The 22,934-nt window shown below is 37.3% G+C and carries 21 protein-coding genes; 19 read left to right on the forward strand and 2 right to left on the reverse strand.

Translation table 11 applies throughout. The features are described 5' to 3' along the window. The first annotated feature begins 3 nt into the window (after positions 1-3). The 7 genes from dagF (at position 4) to cshA (ending at position 7,845) form a co-directional block, all read left to right on the forward strand. The gene (dagF, locus tag IGL90_RS02925; RefSeq protein WP_104859283.1) at positions 4-747 is read left to right on the forward strand and encodes a 2-dehydro-3-deoxy-phosphogluconate aldolase; all 744 of its coding nucleotides are present in this window, start codon (positions 4-6) and stop codon (positions 745-747) included. Between the two features lie 9 nt (positions 748-756). Then, entirely contained in the window at positions 757-1,767 is a 1,011-nt protein-coding gene (locus IGL90_RS02930; protein WP_048736967.1) for a sugar kinase, read from the forward strand. A gap of 93 nt (positions 1,768-1,860) precedes the next feature. After that, positions 1,861-2,889 carry a hypothetical protein gene (locus tag IGL90_RS02935; RefSeq protein WP_002355719.1) on the forward strand — a complete coding sequence of 343 codons (1,029 nt, stop codon included), beginning with the start codon at positions 1,861-1,863 and terminating at the stop codon, positions 2,887-2,889. Next, positions 2,886-3,332 carry a YaiI/YqxD family protein gene (locus IGL90_RS02940; protein WP_010775653.1) on the forward strand — a complete coding sequence of 149 codons (447 nt, stop codon included), beginning with the start codon at positions 2,886-2,888 and terminating at the stop codon, positions 3,330-3,332. The genes IGL90_RS02935 and IGL90_RS02940 overlap by 4 nt, the downstream gene beginning before the upstream one ends. Before the next feature lie 140 nt (positions 3,333-3,472). Beyond that, the gene (locus IGL90_RS02945; protein WP_002355721.1) at positions 3,473-4,543 is read left to right on the forward strand and encodes a D-alanine--D-alanine ligase; all 1,071 of its coding nucleotides are present in this window, start codon (positions 3,473-3,475) and stop codon (positions 4,541-4,543) included. 78 nt (positions 4,544-4,621) lie between these two features. Beyond that, on the forward strand, positions 4,622-5,995 hold the full coding sequence (locus IGL90_RS02950) for a UDP-N-acetylmuramoyl-tripeptide--D-alanyl-D-alanine ligase (RefSeq protein WP_048736965.1): 1,374 nt from the start codon (positions 4,622-4,624) through the stop codon (positions 5,993-5,995). Between the two features lie 302 nt (positions 5,996-6,297). Then, positions 6,298-7,845 carry a degradosome RNA helicase CshA gene (gene cshA, locus IGL90_RS02955; protein WP_002355724.1) on the forward strand — a complete coding sequence of 516 codons (1,548 nt, stop codon included), beginning with the start codon at positions 6,298-6,300 and terminating at the stop codon, positions 7,843-7,845. Between the two features lie 60 nt (positions 7,846-7,905). Here cshA and IGL90_RS02960 read toward each other — a convergent pair whose 3' ends face one another. After that, a complete protein-coding gene (locus tag IGL90_RS02960; protein ID WP_002379158.1) occupies positions 7,906-8,172 on the reverse strand; it encodes a hypothetical protein in 267 nt (88 codons plus the stop codon). Between the two features lie 304 nt (positions 8,173-8,476). Between IGL90_RS02960 and acpS the strand changes: the two genes are divergently transcribed. From acpS to lepB, 7 genes are all read left to right on the forward strand, one after another. Then, entirely contained in the window at positions 8,477-8,830 is a 354-nt protein-coding gene (acpS, locus tag IGL90_RS02965; protein WP_002379159.1) for a holo-ACP synthase, read from the forward strand. Positions 8,831-8,859: 29 nt separating this feature from the next. Continuing rightward, the gene (gene alr / locus IGL90_RS02970) at positions 8,860-9,975 is read left to right on the forward strand and encodes an alanine racemase (RefSeq protein WP_002355728.1); all 1,116 of its coding nucleotides are present in this window, start codon (positions 8,860-8,862) and stop codon (positions 9,973-9,975) included. A 15-nt stretch (positions 9,976-9,990) separates the two neighbouring features. Then, positions 9,991-10,368: a type II toxin-antitoxin system PemK/MazF family toxin gene (locus IGL90_RS02975; RefSeq protein ID WP_002355729.1), complete on the forward strand. Its 378-nt coding sequence runs from the start codon at positions 9,991-9,993 to the stop codon at positions 10,366-10,368. 319 nt (positions 10,369-10,687) lie between these two features. Further along, positions 10,688-11,383, forward strand: coding sequence for a hypothetical protein (locus IGL90_RS02980; protein WP_002378072.1), 696 nt, complete (start codon positions 10,688-10,690; stop codon positions 11,381-11,383). Between the two features lie 24 nt (positions 11,384-11,407). Then, positions 11,408-12,703: a hypothetical protein gene (locus IGL90_RS02985; protein ID WP_002386995.1), complete on the forward strand. Its 1,296-nt coding sequence runs from the start codon at positions 11,408-11,410 to the stop codon at positions 12,701-12,703. Further along, the gene (locus IGL90_RS02990) at positions 12,684-13,010 is read left to right on the forward strand and encodes a hypothetical protein (RefSeq protein ID WP_002364740.1); all 327 of its coding nucleotides are present in this window, start codon (positions 12,684-12,686) and stop codon (positions 13,008-13,010) included. The genes IGL90_RS02985 and IGL90_RS02990 overlap by 20 nt, the downstream gene beginning before the upstream one ends. 57 nt (positions 13,011-13,067) lie before the next feature. Then, positions 13,068-13,817 (forward strand): signal peptidase I, encoded by a 750-nt coding sequence (gene lepB, locus IGL90_RS02995; protein WP_002385011.1) that lies wholly within the window; start codon positions 13,068-13,070, stop codon positions 13,815-13,817. Between the two features lie 54 nt (positions 13,818-13,871). Here lepB and IGL90_RS03000 read toward each other — a convergent pair whose 3' ends face one another. Beyond that, positions 13,872-15,350, reverse strand: a complete 1,479-nt coding sequence (locus IGL90_RS03000) for a helix-turn-helix domain-containing protein (RefSeq protein WP_048736962.1) — start codon at positions 15,348-15,350, stop codon at positions 13,872-13,874. Positions 15,351-15,523: 173 nt separating this feature from the next. Here IGL90_RS03000 and IGL90_RS03005 point away from each other — a divergent pair, with 173 nt between their 5' ends. The 5 genes from IGL90_RS03005 to IGL90_RS03025 all read left to right on the forward strand — a co-directional run bounded on the left by IGL90_RS03005 (position 15,524) and on the right by IGL90_RS03025 (position 22,922). Then, positions 15,524-16,276 carry a tyrosine-protein phosphatase gene (locus tag IGL90_RS03005; protein ID WP_002355736.1) on the forward strand — a complete coding sequence of 251 codons (753 nt, stop codon included), beginning with the start codon at positions 15,524-15,526 and terminating at the stop codon, positions 16,274-16,276. A 78-nt stretch (positions 16,277-16,354) separates the two neighbouring features. Beyond that, positions 16,355-16,585, forward strand: a complete 231-nt coding sequence (locus tag IGL90_RS03010; protein ID WP_002355737.1) for a hypothetical protein — start codon at positions 16,355-16,357, stop codon at positions 16,583-16,585. Positions 16,586-16,705: 120 nt separating this feature from the next. Next, a complete protein-coding gene (locus tag IGL90_RS03015) occupies positions 16,706-19,411 on the forward strand; it encodes a YhgE/Pip domain-containing protein (RefSeq protein ID WP_082153244.1) in 2,706 nt (901 codons plus the stop codon). A gap of 220 nt (positions 19,412-19,631) precedes the next feature. Next, positions 19,632-20,801, forward strand: coding sequence for a cation diffusion facilitator family transporter (locus tag IGL90_RS03020; protein WP_002386999.1), 1,170 nt, complete (start codon positions 19,632-19,634; stop codon positions 20,799-20,801). Positions 20,802-21,098: 297 nt separating this feature from the next. Further along, the gene (locus IGL90_RS03025; protein WP_002379167.1) at positions 21,099-22,922 is read left to right on the forward strand and encodes an APC family permease; all 1,824 of its coding nucleotides are present in this window, start codon (positions 21,099-21,101) and stop codon (positions 22,920-22,922) included. Positions 22,923-22,934 lie beyond the last annotated feature (12 nt).

The following is a 22,934-nucleotide window of genomic DNA, read 5'->3' on the forward strand; positions in this document are numbered from 1 at the left end:
GCCATGTCATTAAAACCTAATTATTTAGAAGAACGCATTTGTTTAAACGTCTTAGCCAATTCAGTAGAAAATGCCCAAGCCTGTTATGAAGCAGCAGAAGGGCATGTTGTGTTAGGCGTTCTTTCAAAAAACTATGAAACCGATGAAGCAGCCATTGACGATATGAAAAAATACCAAGCAGCAACCAACAACGCTTTATCTGTCGGCTTAGGGGCTGGCGATCCTAATCAAAGTCAAATGGTGGCTCGCTTATCAGAAGTTCTACAACCGCAACACGTGAACCAAGTCTTCACAGGTGTCGGCGCTTCGCGGGCCTTACTTGGTCAAGACGAAACAGTGATTAATGGCTTGGTTTCACCCACAGGCAAAGTTGGCTATGTCAACATAGCGACAGGTCCGTTAAGCTCTGGTGCGCCAGCGGCGGAAGTGCCTATCGAAACCGCCATCAAATTGTTGAAAGACATGGGAGGCAGTTCCATTAAATATTTCCCGATGAAAGGCTTGGCTCACAAAGAAGAATACCAAGCAGTAGCAGCAGCTTGTGCCAAGTATGACTTTTATTTAGAGCCAACAGGGGGCATTGATTTAGAAAACTTTGAAGAAATTGTTCAAATTGCGGTGGATGCCGGCGTTAAAAAAATCATTCCTCATGTCTACAGCTCAATTATCGATCAAGAAACAGGGGACACTAGAACAGAAGACGTGAAAACGTTACTAACCATGATGAAAAACACATTGAATAAGTAGGTGGCAAAGATGAAAATTGCTGCGTTTGGTGAAGTCATGCTTCGTTTCACTCCGCCAGAGTATCTAATGTTAGAACAAACAGAGCAGTTAAGAATGAACTTTGTAGGGACTGGCGTAAATCTCTTAGCAAATTTGGCTCATTTTCAACTAGAAACAGCATTGATTACGAAATTACCTGCCAATCGTCTTGGTGAAGCTGGCAAAGCAGCGTTAAGGAAGTTAGGAATTTCAGATCAATGGGTAGGAGAAAAGGGCGATCATATTGGTAGTTTTTTTGCAGAAATGGGTTATGGAATCCGCCCCACACAAGTAACTTATCAAAATCGCCATCAGAGTGCTTTTGGCATCAGCGAGGCGAAGGACTACGATTTTGAGGCCTTTTTAGCGGAAGTAGATATGGTGCATATTTGTGGTATTTCGTTAAGTTTAACTGAAAAAACTCGTGATGCTGCTTTGATACTTGCGCAAAAGGCGCATGCCTGTCAAAAGAAAGTTTGTTTTGACTTTAATTATCGACCTAGTTTGAATACAGCAAATAGCGCACTCTTTATGCGTCAACAGTACGAACGCATTTTACCTTATTGTGATATTGTTTTTGGCAGTCGTCGTGATTTGGTCGAGCTATTAGGTTTCATTCCGCGAGAAGATTTAGAAGGTGAGGCACAAGAAACTGAACTGATTCAGCGCTTCATGTCTCAATACAATTTGGAATGGTTTGCTGGGACAACAAGAAGTCATTCCCAAAATCAAAACTACTTAAGTGGGTATTTATATACCCAAAATGAGTACCAACGGAGTGAAAAAAGACCGCTTCTTAATCTTGATCGAATTGGTGCTGGTGATGCTTATGCGGCGGGGATTTTATATGGCTATAGCCAAAATTGGTCGTTAGAAAAGGCAGTTATCTTTGCCACAGTCAATGGGGTCCTTGCACATACGATTCAAGGAGATATTCCTTTGACAACGGTCAAACAAGTGAATCACGTTCTTGAGCATCCGAATCTTGATTTAATTCGTTAAAGAAGAAAACCAGAAGAAAAGTCGTGTGTGGCTTTTCTTCTGGTCTTTTTTTCATTATAATTAAAAGAAACAGATTGCAAAGGAGGCAGCAGGATGAGTGTTGCACATCTTTTAACAGTTTTAGAAAATGATGAATTTATTGAACGGATTCAAAAACGACCAGAAGCGTTCATTGGAACGACTGGCTTAGTCGGCTTAGAGAATTTACTTGTTCAGACAATTAACGGTTTATTAGAGTTTTTCATTGAAAAGAATCAAGGGAAAATTGCTATACAGTTATCGCGTCAACAAATCTCTTTTCAGGTATCTTCCACACGACCGCTTGTTTTTGAACAAAAGCAAGTCGATTTAGAACCACCTTTTCTGTATTTATCTGTTTTACAAGCCTTCTCAAAACAAGTAGGAATCAGTATCGATCAAGAAAAACAGCGGACTATTTTTATTTATCATCAAGGGCAATTGAAAAAACGATTATTATTACCTATTGAAGAAACCCAGGAACGAATTGAAGTCTTGTTTTGGCCAGATACGCAAATTTTTGGTACAGAATCACTTTCTTATATGCGTGTTTTACAACAATGTCAACAGATTGCCATGTTGAATCCAGGCTTAAAAATTCTCTTAACACAAGAAGAGGAACAAAAAAATCTTTGTTATTACCCTAAAGGTTTAAGTAATTATTTATTTGAAAAAGATAATCCATTAACTAGAAAAGCTGCACCGATTATTCAAGCCAAGCAAACAGAATTGGCCCTTGTTCAATTTATTTTGAGTAAAAATCATGCACCGCAAGTGCAAAAAACATTTGTTAATGGGCATTATCCCAGTCTTGGTGGAACCCACTATGAGGGTTTTCTTGATGGCGTAGTGGCCGCCTTTAATCAATTTTTAGAGGAACAACATTACTCATTATCTGTGACAGCAGATAGTTTTTTAGCAGAATTTGATTTTGTTTTAGCCATTACGATACCAAAGCCCCGCTACACTGATGCAACGAAAACCATTTTAAGAAATACAGAGTTATATGAAGTGGTTAAAGAAGTCGTTTTTGACGAATTACAACACTACTTTCAACGTCATCCCAAATGGTTAGAGCAAGGAAGAAGCGAGGGAAATGAATGAAAATTTTTGTCGATGGCGATGGTTCACCTGTGAAAGAGACGGTTATTGAAGTCGCTGTAGAGAAAGCTTTGGATGTGGTGATTGTTACTAGTGTAGATCATTATTCCTTAAAAGATTATCCAGAAAATGTCTCTTTTGTGTATGTTGATAAAGGAGCGGATGCTGCTGATTTTAAAATTGTGCAGTTAATAAAAAAAGGAGATCTTTTAATTACACAAGATTATGGCTTAGCTTCCTTGGTTTTGCCAAAAGGAGTGTCGGTTTTACATCAACTGGGTTATCAATATACGAAAGAAAATATTGATGGCTTGTTAGAACAACGCTATTTTAGTGGCCAAATTCGGCGAAAAGGTGGCCGAACGAAAGGACCTAAACCTTTTACAGACAAAGATAGAACAACGTTTAAACAAGCCCTTATTGAGCTGGTGGAACGGAGTCTTTAGCAAGGAAAAGGCAAGCAAAGAATTTTGCCTTCACTAAATTTGCTTCTATTATGAAACTGGGTTTTATGCTAAAATAAGTAAGGATAATTTGAAAAATAATTTTTTCTAAAAGACAGGAAAGAAACTAGGAGGACAAGCATTTGAAGATTATTTTGTTGTATGGCGGCAGAAGTGAAGAGCACGATGTGTCTGTTTTGTCTGCATATTCCGTTTTAAATGCAATCTATTATAAATATTATCAAGTACAGTTAGTCTTTATTAGTAAAGACGGTCAATGGGTAAAAGGCCCTCTCTTATCTGAACGACCACAAAATAAAGAAGTTTTACATTTAACTTGGGCACAAACACCTGAAGAAACAGGCGAATTTTCAGGAAAACGAATCAGTCCTTCGGAAATTTATGAAGAAGAAGCGATTGTTTTCCCTGTTTTACATGGACCAAATGGTGAAGATGGAACAATTCAAGGATTCATGGAAACCATTAATATGCCTTATGTGGGCGCAGGTGTCTTAGCTAGTGCTAACGCAATGGACAAAATCATGACGAAATATCTTTTACAAACTGTTGGCATTCCACAAGTACCATTCGTGCCAGTTTTAAGAAGTGACTGGAAAGGAAATCCAAAAGAAGTCTTTGAAAAATGTGAAGGTTCTTTAATCTATCCAGTCTTTGTTAAACCTGCCAATATGGGTTCTAGTGTCGGAATTAGCAAAGCGGAAAATCGTGAAGAATTGCAAGAAGCATTGGAAGAAGCTTTCCGTTATGATGCTCGAGCAATTGTTGAACAAGGGATTGAAGCACGTGAAATTGAAGTAGCCATTTTAGGAAATGAAGATGTCCGTACGACTTTACCTGGTGAAGTGGTGAAAGATGTCGCTTTCTATGATTATGATGCAAAATACATCAATAACACGATTGAAATGCAAATCCCAGCACATGTTCCAGAAGAAGTAGCTCATCAAGCGCAAGAATACGCTAAAAAAGCGTATATTATGTTAGATGGAAGTGGCTTAAGTCGCTGTGATTTCTTCTTAACAAGCAAAAACGAATTATTCCTGAATGAATTGAACACCATGCCTGGTTTTACTGACTTTAGTATGTACCCTTTACTATGGGAAAATATGGGCTTGAAATACAGTGATTTAATTGAGGAACTGATTCAGTTAGCTTTGAATCGTTTTAAACAACGCCAAGAATTTTATAATAACTAAGAAGAAAAAATCACACAAGACTGGGACATGACAAGACTTTGGCATGTCCCAGTCCCTGTGTCAGAGGAGCAAAACATAATGAAATTAACCTTCTGGGAAGTAGCGCAAGCGGTTGAAGCCAGTAATGATTGGCAACAATGGCCTGATTTTCCTTTAACAGGCATTGAATTTGATAGTCGTAAAATTGTGAAAGGAAACCTCTTTGTTCCTTTACAAGGTGAAAATGATGGTCATCATTTTATTGAGAGTGCCATGGCTAATGGCTGTCAGGCCGCTTTTTGGGGACAGGATTTAGTCGATGCACCGCAACAATTGCCTGTTTTGCATGTTACTGATCCACTGGTTGCTATGCAAAAATTAGCTACCTATTATTTAAATAAAATGCAACCGAATGTCATCGCTGTGACTGGTAGTAATGGAAAAACCACCACTAAAGATTTAATTGCTGCTGTGTTATCTGAAAAGTTTGTGACTTACAAAACGCAAGGCAATTACAATAATCAAATTGGCTTACCCTATACTATTTTACACATGCCTGATGAAACAGAAAAACTGATTTTAGAAATGGGCATGGATCATGCTCAGGAAATTTCTTTCCTTTCCAATCTGGCTCAGCCAGAAGTTGCCGCCATCACAATGATTGGCGAAGCCCATGTGGAAAATTTAGGCTCACGAGCAGGCATTGCACAAGCAAAAATGGAAATCGTAGATGGTTTAGCCAAAGACGGTAGTTTATTTGTGCCAAGCGATGAACCTTTGCTAGAACCATTGGTGGAAAAAGTCACGCAACAAGTGATTACTTTTGGTTTTAGCCAGGAAAGTCAACTTCAAGGAATCGTCACAAATGAAGCCAAAGAGCAAACCTCATTCAAAATCAGTGATACACAAATGACGTTTACGATTCCAGTGCCAGGAACCTATAATGTCACCAATGCATTAATCGCAATTGGCATTGGTCGTTATTTCCAATTAACGGATAGTGAGATTCAAAAAGGGTTGGCTACAGCGAAACTAACAAAGAATCGGACAGAATGGCTGAAAGCAGCGAATGGTGCTGAAATTTTAAGTGACGTGTACAATGCCAATCCGACAGCTATGGGTCTTGTTCTGGACAGTTTTAGCAAAATGTCCAAAGTAGGAAAACGAATTGCTGTTTTAGGAGACATGCTAGAATTAGGTCCTGATTCTGCTGCCATGCATCAAGCAATGGCGCAGCATTTAGCCCCAGATGCGATTGAAGAAGTCTTTTTATATGGTTCTGAAATGGCTTATTTAGCTGATAAATTGCAAGAAACCTATGCACCAGCTAACATTCATTCTTTTAAAAAAGAAGAAAAAAATGAGTTGATTGAAGCTGTCAAAAAAGTTTTACAGCCAGAAGATATGGTGGTTTTAAAGGGAAGTAACGGGATGGGACTTCGTGAAGTCATCGATGCACTTTTGGAAAAGTAAATAAGTTTCATAAAACTTGCTGAAAATAGGATTCTATGATAGAATGACCTATTGCCGGAAGATGACGAGAAAAATTGAATCGTAGTAAATAAAATAGATCTATTTCTATGTTTAATAATAAATGTGAAGCTGAACGACCACGTTTGGCTTTTCTAATGCCATAAGGTGAATTTTTCGGTGAAATCAGGAAAGAAGAAATAGTTGGCACACTATAATGGATTTCTTTTTAACAACTGAAAGTGAAGACACCTGAAACTAGGAAGAAATCGTTCTTTCCGAAACAAAATCTAGGAGGATATCATTTGAAATTTAAAGAACTTGGTTTAGCGCCAGAATTATTATCAGCGGTAGAACGCGCAGGCTTCGAGGAAGCAACCCCTATTCAATCAGAAACAATTCCGTTAGCGTTAGCAGGAAAAGACGTAATCGGACAAGCACAAACAGGAACAGGGAAAACCGCTGCTTTTGGCTTACCAATGCTTAACAAAATTGACGCAGACAACCGCGTTATTCAAGGATTAGTCATTGCACCAACCCGTGAGTTGGCTATCCAAACACAAGAAGAGTTATTCCGTTTAGGCCGCGATAAAAAGATTCGCGTCCAAGCCGTTTACGGTGGGGCTGATATCGGTCGCCAAATCCGTGGACTAAAAGATCGTCCACATATCGTTGTAGGTACACCAGGACGTTTACTAGACCATATTAATCGTCGTACCTTGAAATTAGAAACTGTTGAAACATTAGTTTTAGACGAAGCAGATGAAATGTTAAACATGGGCTTCTTGGAAGACATTGAAAAAATCATCTCACAAGTGCCAGAACAACGTCAAACACTTCTATTTTCAGCAACTATGCCGCCAGCAATCAAGAATATTGGCGTGAAATTCATGAAACAACCAGAACATGTGAAGATTAAAGCCAAAGAAATGACGGCTGATTTAATTGATCAATATTATGTACGTTCAAAAGACTTTGAAAAATTTGACATTATGACACGTTTACTAGACGTGCAAACCCCAGAATTGACCATTGTCTTTGGTCGGACAAAACGCCGTGTTGATGAACTTGCCCGCGGGTTAGAAGCGCGTGGTTACAAAGCAGAAGGCATCCATGGCGACCTATCACAACAAAAACGGATGAGCGTTTTACGTTCATTCAAAAATGGTAACTTAGATATCTTAGTGGCAACAGATGTAGCAGCACGTGGGTTAGATATTTCAGGTGTCACCCATGTCTATAACTACGATATTCCACAAGATCCAGAAAGTTATGTTCACCGTATTGGTCGGACAGGTCGTGCTGGTAAAGGTGGTATGTCTGTGACGTTTGTAACACCAAACGAAATGGGTTACTTACATGTCATCGAAAACCTAACGAAAAAACGGATGACACCATTACGTCCACCAACCGAAAAAGAAGCATTTAAAGGACAATTAAGTGCAGCTGTTGAAACCATCGAAAGTGATCTAGAAGAAAATGGTTTAGACAAATATCTAGAATCTGCTGAAGCGTTATTAGAAAAATATTCAGCGACAGACTTAGCTGCGTTATTATTAAAAACAGTAGCGAAAGATCCAGCAGATGCGGTTCCTGTAAAAATTACCCCAGAACGACCATTGCCTTCAAATAAAAAAGGCTTTAACAAAAATGGCCGTGGTGGTGGCGGTGGGAACAACCGTAATCGCAACCGTGGTGGCAATGGTAAAGGTGGCAGCTATCGTGGCAACAAAAACCATAAAGATGGCGACCGTAATTACAAAAATAGCGACCGCAAAAATAAAGATCAACGTGGCGGCAAACGTCATAACGATAAAAAACGTGGTTTCGTCATTCGCGAAAACGCCAAATAATCAAAAGAGCGAGTGTTCCGTCTATGAACGGAACACTCGCTCTTTTTTGGTAGATAATCGTTAAATAGAAAAACTTAAAAAAAGTAAAAAAGGCATCAAAATGATATAGAAAAAGAAAAACGCCAAAATTATCCAAGTTTTCAACGGGGAAGTTAGATTGAAAAGCTTCAGTTTTTGTTGTAGCAAATGAATGGTTAGAATCCAAACCAGTTGCAAGAGAAAAAATAGGCTGGGATTTTTAAAGAAGATTGGAAATATGTAGAGCAACAAAGTAAAAATAAATAGGGCGCAACGAAGTAACTTTTTTTGCCGAGAAGTTAAAGTCATACATTTTTCTCCTTTTTCTTTTTATTCTCCCATAAGTAGCCAAAATTTGCTATAAAATATCAGAACATCCGCTTAGTTTCCTGATTTTTTTCCGATACTTCTTAGTTGTTGTCTTACTTTTATAAAAATTCAGAAAAATTTTATAAAAATGTAAATAGGAAGAAAACGTATGGTACTTCAATTTGTGTGAGGATCTTGTAAAACATTCTTTATTTTTTTAGCGAATCAGTGGAAAAATTTTGAAATTTTGTTAAAATGAAAGGTAATTCGGAGTAACTATATTAAATAGGAAGTAAGGCGGAAAATGATAAAGGGAATTGGTATTGACGCAGTAGAATTAAGTCGGATAAAACCGATTGTTGAAAAACAAGGATCGTTTATTCAACGGGTTTTAACACCTAACGAATTGACCCTTTTTGAAAAGTTATCTACAAAACGTCAAATAGAATTTTTAGCTGGTCGTTTTGCTTGTAAAGAAGCGTTTTCTAAAGCATGGGGCACAGGGATTGGCAAGGTTGGTTTACAAGATATTGAGGTGCTGACTGAAAAAACAGGTGCACCATACGTAGCAAACTCGCCCCATAATGGTAAAGTGTTTGTCTCGATTACGCACACAGAAACTATGGCGATTGCACAAATTGTTTTAGAAAGCGAATAATAGAAGCAACGAAGAAAGAAGGATGTACAATGGTCGTTGGATGGCATCGTCCTACACGGTTACATATCGATACGCAAGCAATTACTGAAAATGTCCAAAAGGAATGTCAACGTTTGCCAGAAGGAACCGCTTTATTTGCGGTTGTAAAAGCGAACGGCTATGGGCATGGCGCCGTAGAATCCGCCAAAGCGGCGAAAAAAGGTGGCGCGACAGGTTTTTGTGTCGCCTTATTGGATGAAGCAATTGAATTGAGAGAAGCAGGTGTTCAGGACCCCATTTTAATTTTGAGTGTGGTAGACTTAGCTTATGTGCCTTTGTTGATTCAATATGATTTGTCTGTAACGGTAGCTACACAAGAATGGTTAGAAGCTGCTCTTCAACAACTAACGCCTGAGAGTAACACGCCATTACGTGTTCACTTAAAAGTCGATACTGGCATGGGACGGATTGGTTTTTTAACCCCGGAAGAGACTAAGCAAGCAGTGCGGTTTGTTCAATCCCACAAAGAATTTTTATGGGAAGGGATTTTTACTCATTTTTCAACAGCTGATGAAATCGATACAAGCTATTTTGAAAAACAAGCAGGGCGTTTTAAGGCTGTTCTAGCAGTTTTAGAAGAGTTACCTCGGTATGTCCATGTTAGCAATAGTGCGACAGCGTTATGGCATCCTGATGTGCCAGGAAACATGATTCGCTATGGGGTAGCCATGTATGGATTGAACCCTTCAGGTAATAAGCTGGCCCCAAGCTATGCGTTAAAGCCGGCCTTACGGTTGACCAGTGAACTCATCCATGTAAAACGCTTAGCGGCTGGTGAAGGGATTGGCTATGGCGAAACCTACGTAACTGAAGCTGAAGAATGGATTGGGACAGTGCCAATCGGCTATGCAGATGGCTGGTTGCGTCATCTCCAAGGATTTACAGTGCTCGTGAATGGTAAGCGTTGCGAAATCGTCGGACGAGTGTGTATGGATCAATGTATGATTCGTTTAGCAGAAGAAGTTCCTGTCGGCTCAGTCGTTACATTAGTTGGAAAAGATGGCAATGAAGAAAATACGTTACAAATGGTAGCCGAAAAATTAGAAACCATTCATTATGAAGTTGCATGTACTTTCTCACAAAGAATCCCCAGAGAATATAACTAGATAGGAGGTTCCACTATGGTCAAACGCGGAGATATTTATTTTGCAGACCTTTCCCCAGTAGTGGGCTCGGAACAAGGTGGCGTCAGACCTGTCCTTGTTGTCCAAAATAACTTAGGTAATCATTTTAGCCCAACGATTATCGTTGCGGCGATCACAGCCAAAATGGCAAAGCCAAAATTGCCAACACATATCGGGATTAATTCTGATGAAACAGGCATTGAAAAAGATTCAGTGATTCTTTTAGAGCAGATTCGAACAATCGATAAGGGCCGCTTGAAAGAAAAAGTTTGTCATTTGAGACTTGATATTATGGAAGAAGTTGATCGTGCCTTAGGCATCAGTGTTGGACTTAGTAGCGATTCAGCCCCAGCAAAAGCAAATTCAGCTACATAAAGAACGATAGCTACTATGAAATCAACAAAGACTAATTGGATTTTTTAAAAAGCGACTGATCTAGTTCGGTTCGCTAAACATAGTTTGAGTAAAAGCGAGAGAGATGGCCAAGTGGCATCTCTCTTTTTTTTGTTTTATATTTTAAAAATTAAAATATAAATATAAAATATAAAATTTTATCACTGTATTTTAAATAAAGTTGTTGGCAAGGCTCAAACGGAATGTTACAATCAATACTATATAGAGTTTTTAAAGAGCGTAACAGGTGATTTTACAAGTTTTGATTGTCGAGCGATGACATAAAGGAGATTATATTTGTATGATGATTGTTGTACTTTTAATGAGTAGTTGCTTATTTTTATTTGTAAGCTATCAATTGTATTTGCGATTACTTGTCGAAAAACTGGATTCAGAGGACCGGACATTAAAGAGGAAAATAAATTTCTATAAGTATCAGAAAAATAGTCGTTTAATGATTTATTTATTGTTTAGTGTTTGTCTACTTAGCGTATTATTGTTAGGAATTGTTTATACATATTATCAATTAAATCAACGAAATATCCGCATGGAACAACGGATCGAGCGTTTGGCACAGGGCCAAGCTACTCAAGGTGACAAAATAAAAAAACAAGCGATTAAAAAAACAGCCTTAAATCAGTTTCCCTGGAAGCAAGCTGTTTCGGCAGAATCGGCCGCTGTCTTGACTAATTATGAATTACAATTAGCGCGTGAATGGCGTCCTTACCTCGGAGAGACGAGTATCACAATGATTAGAAGTGAAAAAACACAAACCTTGACACTGTCTGTTTTTTCAGTTGGCTTAAGTTACCATGAATTTCAAACAGGCCAAGACAATATTGTAGCACTTATTGCAGCGTTGAATTCAGTTAAAGAAATTACCATGATTGATTTTAATTTTACTTATCGAGATCAAGAGCAAACCCTTGTCAAATCCATTGATACGTATGCTCGTGAGACGTTGGAAACAAATTTGGAGCCTGTCGTGATTAGTTAAAAGGACGAGAGAAAGGACATATAAATGACAAAAAGACGTTTAATCAAAAAAATTAAAGATATTTCGGATGATACGCTTGAAAAAGAAGTCTTTTTTCAGCCAGGATTCGAACCAGAAAAAATAATTAGCGGAATCAAACCAGAACAACAGGAAAAAGAAATGGCGACGTTAAGAGAAAGGCTCACCTACTATCAGAAAAAAGAAACAGCCTTTAAAAAACTTCAAGAAGAAAATGAGCAATTAAAGAACCAACAAGAAACGGAAAAACAAGCGTTAGAAGAAAAAAATCAGGCATTACTTGAAACACTAAATCAAAAGGAACATGAAATTTTTGAATTGGAAGAGCAACTGGAAACGAACAGTGAAACCACGACAGAGGCTACCACTCTTCAAACAAATCTGCAAAATGCAGAAAAACAATTAACCACTGTACATAATCAAATGGAACGTTTAGAAAGTGAATTAACGCAGCAAGTGGCAGAATTAGAAAAAGAATCGGCTGAACAGCAACAACATATCCAGACATTACACAACCAGTTAGCAGAAGAAAAAGGAAAGTTGGAGAAAAAAGGAGATATTACAGGAATGGAAAAGCAAGTAGAAACGTTAACGACAGAATTAGAAGAAAGCACAACGACTCAACAAGCATTGCAGGAACAAATTGAAAAACTAACTGTACAATTACAAAAAGTAGAAGCCGAAAAACAAACCTTACAAGAGGCTGTCCAACAAGAAGTGATTGTGAAACAGCGCATGGAGGAGTTAAAGAATGAGCTTCAAAATAGTTTACAGCAAAAAAATGAAGCAGAAGTAAAACTAGGTCGACTACAAGGTGTCAATGACAAACATCTTGCTGAAAAGCAAGTTTACGAAGGAGAATTAGCTGCTCTAAGAAAAGAAGTAGAGGCCAAAGAAGACAATTTAGAACAAGTTCAAAAAGAATTGAAGACACTACAAGCCGTTTCAAAAAATATTGAACCGAGTAGTGAGCAGTTAACAGAACTGCTACGCGCAAAACAGCAAATTAACGATTTATTAATGAAAAATCAGCAATTACAAGAAGAGGCTTTAAAATCGCAACAAGAAATTGGCGAAGTGATGGTTTCTGCCAAAAAAGAAGCCAATCGGATTGTTAATGAAGCGAAAGTAGAAGCAAAACATCTAATCAATTCTGCAGAATTAGAAATGTTAAATATTGGTAACCGAGCGAAAAGTATTTCGAATGAAGTCGAAGCATCAAAAGTAGAAGTACTTGAGATTTATCGCGAATTAGAGGAACGCTTAACTAAACTGACACGTCTTGAACAAGATAACTATTAATAAAATGGTCAGTAAAAAGTTAACGGGAGCAAGGAAACTACATTGTCTTGGGGTCCTTTTTTTAGCTGTTACATTAAGTAGCTCCGCAGAAAGATTACAGGCTGCTGCTGTCTCAAAGGAAGAGCAGTCGCTAAGGCAACCGCTTATCAGGAAAAACATAGTAACAGAGAAGAGCGAATATCTTGTAGAAGCAAATCAAAGTATTTGGGAGCTGGCACAAGATGCGCAGAAACCATTGAATCAGTTTATGAAGGAAAACCAGTTACGTAGTAGTTATATAAAAAAAGGAACGCAATTAGTTAAATAGAAAAAAGGAGCAAGAAAGGAAAAGTTTATTTAAGAAGCTTTTCCTTTTAAGAAAACGATGGAAGAATGGATAAAGCCCGTTATGCGAACAATTCGCCACATTAAGCGCGCCTTCTTGAAGCAAAAGTTGCCTGCGACATATCAGCTAAAAAAGCAAAAGGCTAACACAGCAATGGAATATTTGCTTGAGCAAACAGATAACCATCAATCAATAAGAGGACCGAAAAGAAAAATGACCGCTGAAGAGATTAAAAAAAAGCGGCAAGCCTACCAAAAGAAACAACGCGTCCAAGTCGTTAAATTTTTTATGCCAGCTATTCTTTTCGCCATTTTTGTGTTCTTTTTTGTGTTAAAGACATCTAGCTACCCAATTGCTGGGCAATCCATGAAGCCGACACTTAACGCAGGGGAACGAGTCTTAGTACAACGGACGAAGCAAGTAGCAAGGTACGATGTGATTGCATTTAAAGCACCGCTAGCTAGCAAAGGTACGTACGTCAAGCGAATCATCGGGGTTCCTGGTGATCGAATTTGGGTAAACGAGGGAAAACTTTATCTTTCAGAAGAACCTATAGCAAGCGATAATGAGGCACTGCCTGAGAATGCCAGTCGTTTTGACTTATCAGAAGAAGCGGCAGCCCAACTTCGCCTGTTTCAGAAGATTCCAGCTGGTCATTACTTTGTCTTAGGGGACAATCGTACGCATTCAAGTGATAGTCGTACGTTCGGCTTTGTCGAGATACAAGCGATTGAAGGAATCGTGGTATTTAAAATGGCGCCGTTTAAGGAAATAGGGAAAGTAAAATAAAAAGCTTAAGTCAGCCATCTGAGAGTAGGGCACTTAAGCTTTTTTTATTAGAGATTATTTGCCAAATAACAATTGAATGATTTTTTCAATTGATTGTAGATCGTAACGATTACTAATATCTGAAAAAATATAGTAATGGTCATACTGGGCAACGAGCTGTTCATTATTGGTATTCATTAAAAGCAAATCATAATGGTTTTCTGCGTTGTAAGGCTCAATTTTCAGCGGATATTTTCCAGCGATACTCTGTTGTATTTTTTGTGCTACCAACTCGCTATAAGCACTGCTCAGTGAGTGATAAACGCCAATGGTTATTTTTTTTTCATTTAATTCAGCAATGTGATTCAAAATAAGCGTATAATTAATTTCAGTAAATTGATTTTGGTACTTAGAAGTAGTGGCTTTTGTGGCAAAGTTCGTTGTAGCGATTTCCACTAATTCGTAAACTTCACTTTCACTAAAAGGATGACGTAAGACTTTCAAAAGTGACTGAATCGTCCAATAATCAAAGGGTAAAATAAATCCTGAAAAATAATAGAGTTGCGCATGTAATTGGAAAAGTAAATTTTCAATATAAAGTAGCCGAATAGGCAGTACGTAATGGGATAAATAACCACGTGCTTTAAGGTACGTTAAAATGACCCGGTTCATTTCGTTAAGATACGTTTTTTCAATTCGTTGTTGTTTTGCTAAACGAAAGGCGAAAGCAGCATTCGCAGAATAATTATGCATGGAACAAAAAAAGTCATAAAACATATAGGCTTCGTTGATTGTATATGGACGGTCGATTCTTTTCATATATGTATGTATAGATAAATTAATTTCTTCAAATAAAGGTCGATCGAGTTGGACATCATGTGGACTAATCGTTGGCAGGGGTTCTAAAACCATGCGACGAAAAGAAATTTTCATCCAAAGTTTAATTTGGAGAATTTCTGTATGGTCAAAGGTAATTCTGGGGATTTCTTGTAATATCTCGATTAATCCTAGGTATTGATTGGCCAGTTCTTTTTCTAAATCTGTTTTTTCTTCAAAGATAAACCAGAAAAAATTAAAAAAGAAAAAGCGAATTTGTTTTTCTTCGCCGACAAGTTTTCCTCGTTTGATACGTAAATTAAACTCATTGAGTAAGTCATTTAATTCAACAATTTTTCGATAATAGGTAGCAGAGCTAATGGCATAATTCTGTTGGAAATACCCGCCATTTATTTCATTTTTATGGAAGAGTTGCTGGACCATGTGAAACTTAATAGATTTATCTAAGAACAACATGATCATTGCTTTCATGGAAAAGGTAGGCGCTTTATTTAGATATAGAGTGTCACCTAATACTGTTAAGGTGAGGTTTTCTTGAAGTTGCTCTTCTTTCAAAAATTGCTCTAAAAAAGAAAGATACTCATTCAATGTTGGTAAACTAATATTGAAAAAATCTACTAATTCATTTCGTGTCGCTTGACCTTTATTATTATATAGGAACAATAAAATATCATTCATATAATCATAAGGCTTTTCTAAAAAATCTCGTTTTAGCATCGTTACTCACCTCTCTTTTAAGAATACTGTATCTATGATAAAATGGCAATAAACAACTGATAAAAAGATTGTTTTTTGAGGTGTTTTTTATTATCGTTGAGAAAAAGAAATAAAAAGAAAAAACAAAGTATTTAAATGATAACAAAATAATTAAAATGAAGGAGCGATAGAACATGAACAGCGTGGTGAACTTTAGAGATATTGGAGGATTTCCAACGCAACAAGGCACAGTTGTCAAGACAGGGCATTTTTTTCGGAGTGGTGAACTCGTCAATGTTGCACAAGCGGATCAACAGAAACTGGTAGAGGACTATCAAATTAAACGAATCTATGATTTTAGAAGTGCAGCGGAAACGCAAGAACGACCAGATGATTCAATTCAAGGAACCAACTATCTACATATAGATATTTTGGCCGATATTCAGGCGCAGACTGCTTCATTAGAAGGAATGCTTAAAACGGTTGGTTCACCCGATGAAGCAATGGACATGGCTTATAAAGAAATGGTTCTTTCCAATTCGGGGCGCAAAGGTTACCAAACATTTTTTGAAAACTTTTTAAGTTATCCACAGGAAGCTATTTTATTTCATTGTTTCGCAGGAAAAGATCGAACAGGAATCGGCGCAGCCTTGATATTAAGTGCTTTAGGTGTGGAACATTCTTATATTTTAGAAGATTATTTAAAGACGAATGAGCAAAGAAAAACCGCTAACGAGCAAATTATTGCGCAATATCAAGCAAATGGAACGCCTCCAGCAGAAATTCAACAATTAGAAACGCTACTTTATGTGAAAAAAGAGTACTTAGCGACCGCTTTACAGGCGATTGAAAAAGAATTTGGTTCGGTAGAGGGCTATTTAAAAGAGGGACTCGGCTTACCTTTATCCGCCAAAAAAGACATGCTAAGTCTGTACACAAAATCATAGATCCTAAAAAAAGGACTATCCTTTCTAAAAAAGAAGTTTTATAATAGAAAAGAATCTGTTTGTAAGGAGGGATAGGGAATGAAAGAAGGACAAGAACAATTCTTAACGTTCATACTAGATCGAACAAAAGAAGATAAAAAAGAAAAAATGCAAGCGCTACTTGCAGAAATGTTTGAACGCCAACAAACAGGCAAATTAGATAAAATGTACTTGATGACAAAAGCACCAAAACTTTTGGCTTATTTAAAACCAGAAGCCATTGATGAAGTTAAACAAGTCGTTTCGGAATTTTCTAAAAATATGAAATAAACAATCTTAGCTTGAACTTACGACATTTTAAAAATGTGTCGTAACATTCAAGCTTTTGTTTGTTATTCTCTTGTATTTTATGCTAAAGTTATTCAGGCACAAAAAAAAGCAGGTGATTTTATGAAACATATAAAAAATACATGGGAACTATTTATTTTAGATTGGAAAAGAATTTTTAAAAACCCAGTAGCAACATTTTTGATTGTTGCCTTAATGATTATTCCATCATTATATGCATGGTTTAACATTAAAGCACTATGGGATCCGTATTCAAATACAGGAGAGTTACCAATAGCGGTCTATAGTGATGACCAAACAGCAACTTTTCAAGATAAATCGGTCAATATTGGTGATGAAGTCTTGAAAAACTTGAAGAAAAACAAGCAATTGGGTTGGCGTTTTGTTGATTCGAAAAAGGAATTAGACAAAGGGGTCCAATCAGGAAAATATTTTGCCGGGATTTATTTACCTAAAGATTTTTCCAAAGATTTGCTAAGTTTTACTTCTGGTGATATCAATAAACCTAAAATTGAATACTCAATTAACGAAAAAATTAATGCAATTGCGCCGAAAATTACGTCAAAAGGCGCTTCTTCCATTCAGTCACAAATTTCGGAAGAATTCATCAAAACGGCAAGTAGTACGTTAATCAAAACATTCAATGATATTGGCTATGATATTGATAAAAACATGGTCAGCATTCAAAAAGTTAAGAGCATGATTTTAGATACAGATGCCAACATTGGAACCATTGATACGTATGCAAAACAAGTCACAGACTTACATGGTAAGATGCCTGAGCTAAAAGAAAAATTAGCGAAAGCCAACGATGCGATGAAATATTTACCTGAAGTTGATGCTTTAGGAGAGAAGATTGTTGAGCTAAATGGTAAAATGCCAAGCATCAAAGAACAAGCTAGTGTTATTTTGACGTTACAAGAAAAAATTCCAGAAATTCAAAACGCTGGCCGACAAATTGCTATGATTGATGAAGACTTTGCTTCTGTGGAACAAACAATGAGCGAAGGAATCCAAGAAGCAAAACAAGGATTAGAAATCATTCAACAAGTCCAAACGGCGTTACCAGATATTCGTAAACTAGGTGATCAAGCCAATGATTTAGGGAATGTTACATTAGATGGCGCCAATAAATTGCAAGAGGCGTTACCAAGCATTACGAATAGCGTTGAAGTGACTTTGAAATCTATCCAGCAAGTTGCTACAACAACAACTTCTGTAGTCGCGACTATTCGTCAAGCGTTAGATGATGGACAGTTAACGCCAGAAGAAAAACAACATATTAATGAAGTAGTACAAGATTTCACAACTAATATCCAACGGCAACAGCAAGCAATTAACGACATTATTGCGTTTATGAAACAACTCCAAGAAAATGCTGGTAATCATGACTTAGATGGTGCGATTGCTCAATTAAGCCATGTAAATGATTTATTAACAGATTTTAGCAATCGCTTGAATCAATTAAATGCTTTAGTCCAAGCGGGTGATATCTCTGGAGTACAAAATTATTTAAATGAGATTGACGCAATGGCAACTAATATTTCTAAGATTGTGGGTAGTGTTGATGTAAACGGAATTAGTAATACCGTTTCAACCATTTTAAACAAACTAATTAGTACCATCCAAAACGCTCAAGGTCAACTAAACAAAGCGCAACAAATTGACTTTGAAGGTTTATTGAGCTCAACAAGTCAAACGGTCACTAATGCGATTTCTTTATTAGAAAAATATCAAGCCGAAATGCCGGCAATTAAACAAGAAATTCATGATGCGAATACGATGTTGAATGGCAATATGGAAACCATTGTCAATGGCATTAATCGTGGTGCTGATTTGTATAAAAACGATTTACCAGTCATTCAAGACAAAGTCAGCAAAGCGGCAGCCTTTATGCAAAATGACTATCCAGGTATCCGAAAAGATTTAACGAATACCTTGAAAACAGTCAATGAGAAAATGCCAGATGTTGAAGCGGCCTTAGACAAAGCCAACGAGCTGATTATTAATGATTGGCCAAATATCAAAACAGGATTACACAAAGCAGCGAATGCAATCCGTAAAGGTGAAAAAGAAGTTGATTTAGGTGAAATTCTTAAATTACTAAAATTAGATGCCAATAAAGAAAGTGACTTCTTTACACAACCAGTTGAAGTCAAAGAACATGCTGTTTATCCGATTGCTAATAATGGTTCGGCAAGTACGCCATTCTATACAGCTTTGTGTTTATGGGTTGGCGCTGTGTTATTCTCAAGTGTTGCGACAACAGATGTTTATCTTGAAGGAAAAGATAAAAAACGCTTTTCTAAACGGGAACAATTTTCAGCACGGATGTTTACCTTCATTGTCATGGGGATTGGTCAAGCACTGATTGTAACCTTAGGTAATTACTTTGCGTTAGGCGTAGATGTTCGTAATCCAGCGTATAGTGTCTGGTTTGCGGTATTGATTGCCATTACGTTTATGATAATGGTTTATGTGCTCGTTGCTCTCTTTGGCAATGTAGGGAAAGGAATTGCGATAATAATCTTGGTACTATCCATCTCTGGTGGGGGTGGGAACTACCCAATTCAAGTCTCAGGTAAATTCTTCCAAATGATTAATCCGTTCTTGCCGTTTACGCATGCCGTGAACTTGCTAAGGGAATCAGCAGGAGGCATTTACTGGCCAAATGCTTGGTTTGCCATTTGGATTATGGTGGGGATTTCAGTCGTCTTTAGTATTGGCGGCGCAATTCTTTATCCACATCTGGAACACAGATCGAAAAAATTTGCGGCTTTAGCACAAAAGAGCCATTTATTCCATTAAAAAACAAAAAGCTGAAAACATCTCTAGCGTTTTCGGCTTTTTGTTTTTCTTTATTTTCAAGGCAACCCTAACAAAGAAGTTTTGGGGGCTCTTGCTTTTGACTTTTTGGCAATGCTAAATAATAAAATCTCCCTCAGAAAGTGAGGTTTTTTGTGTACAAATGTATAAAAAGGTTTTATAGTATTTTTTTAAGAAATAAAAAGTGGGTAGGGGTTGTAAAATGATTCAAGCATTGCTTCAACGATATGAGAAAAAAATTGAACGTCGTAAATTGGAAAAACGAACAGCATTCGGTGCTTTTGCCGGGCGGATTGGGCTTGTTTCTAATTTATTTTTATTCGTTAGTAAATTTATGATTGGCTTGCTTTCAGGTAGTGTTTCAATCATGGCAGATGCCATTAATAGCTTGTCCGATACTATTTCTTCAGTTTTAACATTAGTCGGTTTTTATATTGCTGGTAAGCCAGCGGATAAAGAACATCCCTATGGCCATGAACGTTTTGAATATATTAGTGGAATGCTTGTATCATTAGTGATTACGTTTATTGGGTTTGAGTTTCTAACGACCTCCGTTGATCGTATCCTGCATCCAGAATCAATCAAGGTGACCCCCATTTTATTTGCTGTTTTAGCTTTGTCAATTGGGATTAAAATTTGGCAAGGGCTGTTTTACAAAAAAGTATCAGCAAAAATTGATTCTCAAGCATTAGTTGCTTCTGCTAAGGATAGCTTTAATGATGTTTATACTACATTAGCTGTTTTGATTTCTGCATTTATTGAAGGCGTCACTGGTTTGCGAATTGATGGATATATTGGTTTTTTAATTGCTGCATATATTATTTATAGTGGCTTGCAGTTAATTCGCGAATTTATTAATGAGTTGATGGGCATGCGTCCGAGCCAAACAGAAATTGATGAAATGAAAAATGTCTTATCAAAAATGGAAACAATTGTAGGGTATCACGATTTACTGATTCATAATTATGGTCCCAGCCAAACGTTTGCGTCTGTTCACATTGAAATTGATGATCGCTGGGATTTAAATAAAGCCCATCAGACAATCGATGCGATTGAAGCGAAGTTTAAAGAAGAATTAGATGTTAACCTTGTTTGTCATATTGATCCAGTGAATTTGTATGACCCAACACAACAATTTGTTCATCAAACAATCAAAAAGATTATTCGTTCTTTTGATGCGTCTTTAAAAGTCCATGATATCCGCTTAGTTACCCATGGCGAAGAACCGAAGATTTTGTTCGACTTGGTTTTACCTACAGAATCAAAATTATCTGAATTTGAACTGGGTGTGGAAATTCAACGGCAAGTTTATGAAAAAATTGGTCGTTATAAAGTGGAAATTACCTTCGATCATACGTACTTGTTACAATAAAAGGGAATAATTAACTAAGTTTTTAAGCGAGAGCCAAAAGGTCAAATAGACTTTTAGCTCTCGCTTTTTTGTTTAGAGAATGCAAATCCTTTTGTTATCTGGATTCTCTTGATAAGATAAAGGAAGCGGGGGACTTTAAATGAGTGTCTGATTAAAAAAAGATGGTGATTTTTTTATCTTTTTCAGTAACAAAAATCAATTGACTTTTCATTGTGAGAAGCGTAGCATATGGATTTGTTTGATAAAAAATAATGAAAAAAGTGAGCGGGTCACTCTAGAGAAAAGGAGTAGAAAAAAATGGCGGATTTAAAACGACTGTTCATTGGGAAACCATTGAAATCAGCCGAAAATGATGAACATAAATTAAGCAGATTTGCAGCGCTTGCGTTGTTATCTTCTGATGCACTTTCATCCATTGCGTATGGTACAGAACAAATAGTGGTGGTTCTGGTTACTTTGTCGGCGGCTGCGATTTGGTATTCATTACCAATTGCTGCATTTGTTATTATTTTACTTATTTCTTTAACATTGTCGTACCGACAAATTATTCATGCGTATCCGCATGGCGGCGGCGCATACGTTGTTAGTAGTGAAAACCTCGGCAGAAATGCCGGTTTATTGGCTGGTGGTTCGTTGTTAGTCGATTATATGCTAACAGTAGCCGTTTCAGTTTCAGCGGGCGCAGAGGCGATTATATCGGCGATTCCGGCGTTATATGGTCATCAAGTAGCAATTTCTATTGGGATTGTGATATTGATTACCTTAATGAACTTGAGAGGCCTGCGAGAATCTGCTTCGTTCTTAATGTTGCCAGTGTATAGTTTTATCGCAATTATTACATTACTGATTGTTGTTGGGCTATTTAAAATTGTGACTGGCGCACAGCCATTGAATGCGACAGCTTTACCAGGAGCCGTGGTTCCAGGAATTTCTATTGCTTTAGTTTTACGGGCGTTTTCATCTGGTTCTTCTTCCTTAACAGGGGTCGAAGCAATCAGTAATGCAGTGCCATTCTTTAAGAAACCACGAGCAAAAAATGCTGCTGGGACGTTAGCGTTAATGGCAACGATTTTAGGGTTCTTCTTCGTGGGGATTACATTTATTAACTATTGGTATGGGATTGTGCCCAAAGAAGAAGTGACAGTTCTTTCACAAATTGGGAAAGCGGTCTTTGGTCAAAATATTTTATATTATTTATTACAGTTTGCGACAGCCTTAATTTTAGCGGTTGCCGCTAACACAGGATTCTCAGCCTTTCCAGTTTTGGCTTATAACTTAGCCAAAGATAAGTTTATGCCGCATATGTATATGGATCGTGGCGACCGTTTAGGCTATTCAAATGGTATTTTAACTTTAGCTGCTGGTTCGATTGTTTTATTATTGATTTTCCAAGGTTCCACAGAACGTTTAATCCCATTGTATTCAATTGGTGTGTTTATTCCGTTTGCTTTGTCTCAATCGGGGATGGTTGTAAAATGGCGAAAAGAAACTAAAAATTGGTTGCCAAAATCAATTGCTAATATTGTCGGCGCCTTTATCTCTTTCGCGATTATCGCCATTTTGTTTATTTATCGATTAGGGGACATCTGGCCGTTCTTTATTATTATGCCAGTGTTGATTTATGCATTTTATCGGGTCAATACTCACTATAAAAATGTGGCGGAACAGCTACGTTTAGAAGATGGGGCACAGTTACATGAGTTTGACGGGAATACAGTTATTGTTTTAGTAGGGAACGTAACCAAGGCAAATGTCGGCGCCTTGAATTATGCGCGTTCCATTGGCGATTATGTCGTTGCCATGCATGTCTCAATGGATGAAAATGTTGAGAAGGAAAAAGAAATTCAGGAAGAGTTTAAAAAACACTTCCCGGACGTTCGTCTATCAATTGTCCATTCTTCGTATCGTTCACTGCAAAATCCTATCTTACGTTATGTTGATTTGGTTAGTAAAAATGCCACGAAGCATAACTACAGTACAACGGTTTTAGTGCCACAATTTGTACCAAATAAACGTTGGCAAAATATTTTGCATAACCAAACAAGTTTACGCTTGCGGATTCGTCTAGCGTGGCGGGAAAATATCATCGTGGCTACCTATAGTTATCACTTGAAAAAATAAATAAAAAAATCT

Origin of the sequence: Enterococcus sp. DIV1307a, assembly GCF_050537425.1 — a bacterium.
Lineage (GTDB): Bacteria > Bacillota > Bacilli > Lactobacillales > Enterococcaceae > Enterococcus > Enterococcus faecalis.

Coding starts and splice junctions, on each gene's coding strand:
- IGL90_RS02985 (WP_002386995.1), top strand. CDS start 11,408: ATGACAAAAAGACGTTTAATCAAAAAAATTAAAGATATTTCGGATGAT.
- IGL90_RS03000 (WP_048736962.1), bottom strand. CDS start 15,350: ATGCTAAAACGAGATTTTTTAGAAAAGCCTTATGATTATATGAATGAT.
- IGL90_RS03010 (WP_002355737.1), top strand. CDS start 16,355: ATGAAAGAAGGACAAGAACAATTCTTAACGTTCATACTAGATCGAACA.
- IGL90_RS02960 (WP_002379158.1), bottom strand. CDS start 8,172: ATGACTTTAACTTCTCGGCAAAAAAAGTTACTTCGTTGCGCCCTATTT.
- alr (WP_002355728.1), top strand. CDS start 8,860: ATGGTCGTTGGATGGCATCGTCCTACACGGTTACATATCGATACGCAA.
- lepB (WP_002385011.1), top strand. CDS start 13,068: ATGGAAGAATGGATAAAGCCCGTTATGCGAACAATTCGCCACATTAAG.
- IGL90_RS02980 (WP_002378072.1), top strand. CDS start 10,688: ATGATGATTGTTGTACTTTTAATGAGTAGTTGCTTATTTTTATTTGTA.
- dagF (WP_104859283.1), top strand. CDS start 4: ATGTCATTAAAACCTAATTATTTAGAAGAACGCATTTGTTTAAACGTC.
- IGL90_RS03025 (WP_002379167.1), top strand. CDS start 21,099: ATGGCGGATTTAAAACGACTGTTCATTGGGAAACCATTGAAATCAGCC.
- IGL90_RS02950 (WP_048736965.1), top strand. CDS start 4,622: ATGAAATTAACCTTCTGGGAAGTAGCGCAAGCGGTTGAAGCCAGTAAT.
- IGL90_RS03015 (WP_082153244.1), top strand. CDS start 16,706: ATGAAACATATAAAAAATACATGGGAACTATTTATTTTAGATTGGAAA.
- IGL90_RS02975 (WP_002355729.1), top strand. CDS start 9,991: ATGGTCAAACGCGGAGATATTTATTTTGCAGACCTTTCCCCAGTAGTG.
- IGL90_RS03005 (WP_002355736.1), top strand. CDS start 15,524: ATGAACAGCGTGGTGAACTTTAGAGATATTGGAGGATTTCCAACGCAA.
- acpS (WP_002379159.1), top strand. CDS start 8,477: ATGATAAAGGGAATTGGTATTGACGCAGTAGAATTAAGTCGGATAAAA.
- IGL90_RS02940 (WP_010775653.1), top strand. CDS start 2,886: ATGAAAATTTTTGTCGATGGCGATGGTTCACCTGTGAAAGAGACGGTT.
- IGL90_RS03020 (WP_002386999.1), top strand. CDS start 19,632: ATGATTCAAGCATTGCTTCAACGATATGAGAAAAAAATTGAACGTCGT.
- IGL90_RS02930 (WP_048736967.1), top strand. CDS start 757: ATGAAAATTGCTGCGTTTGGTGAAGTCATGCTTCGTTTCACTCCGCCA.
- IGL90_RS02935 (WP_002355719.1), top strand. CDS start 1,861: ATGAGTGTTGCACATCTTTTAACAGTTTTAGAAAATGATGAATTTATT.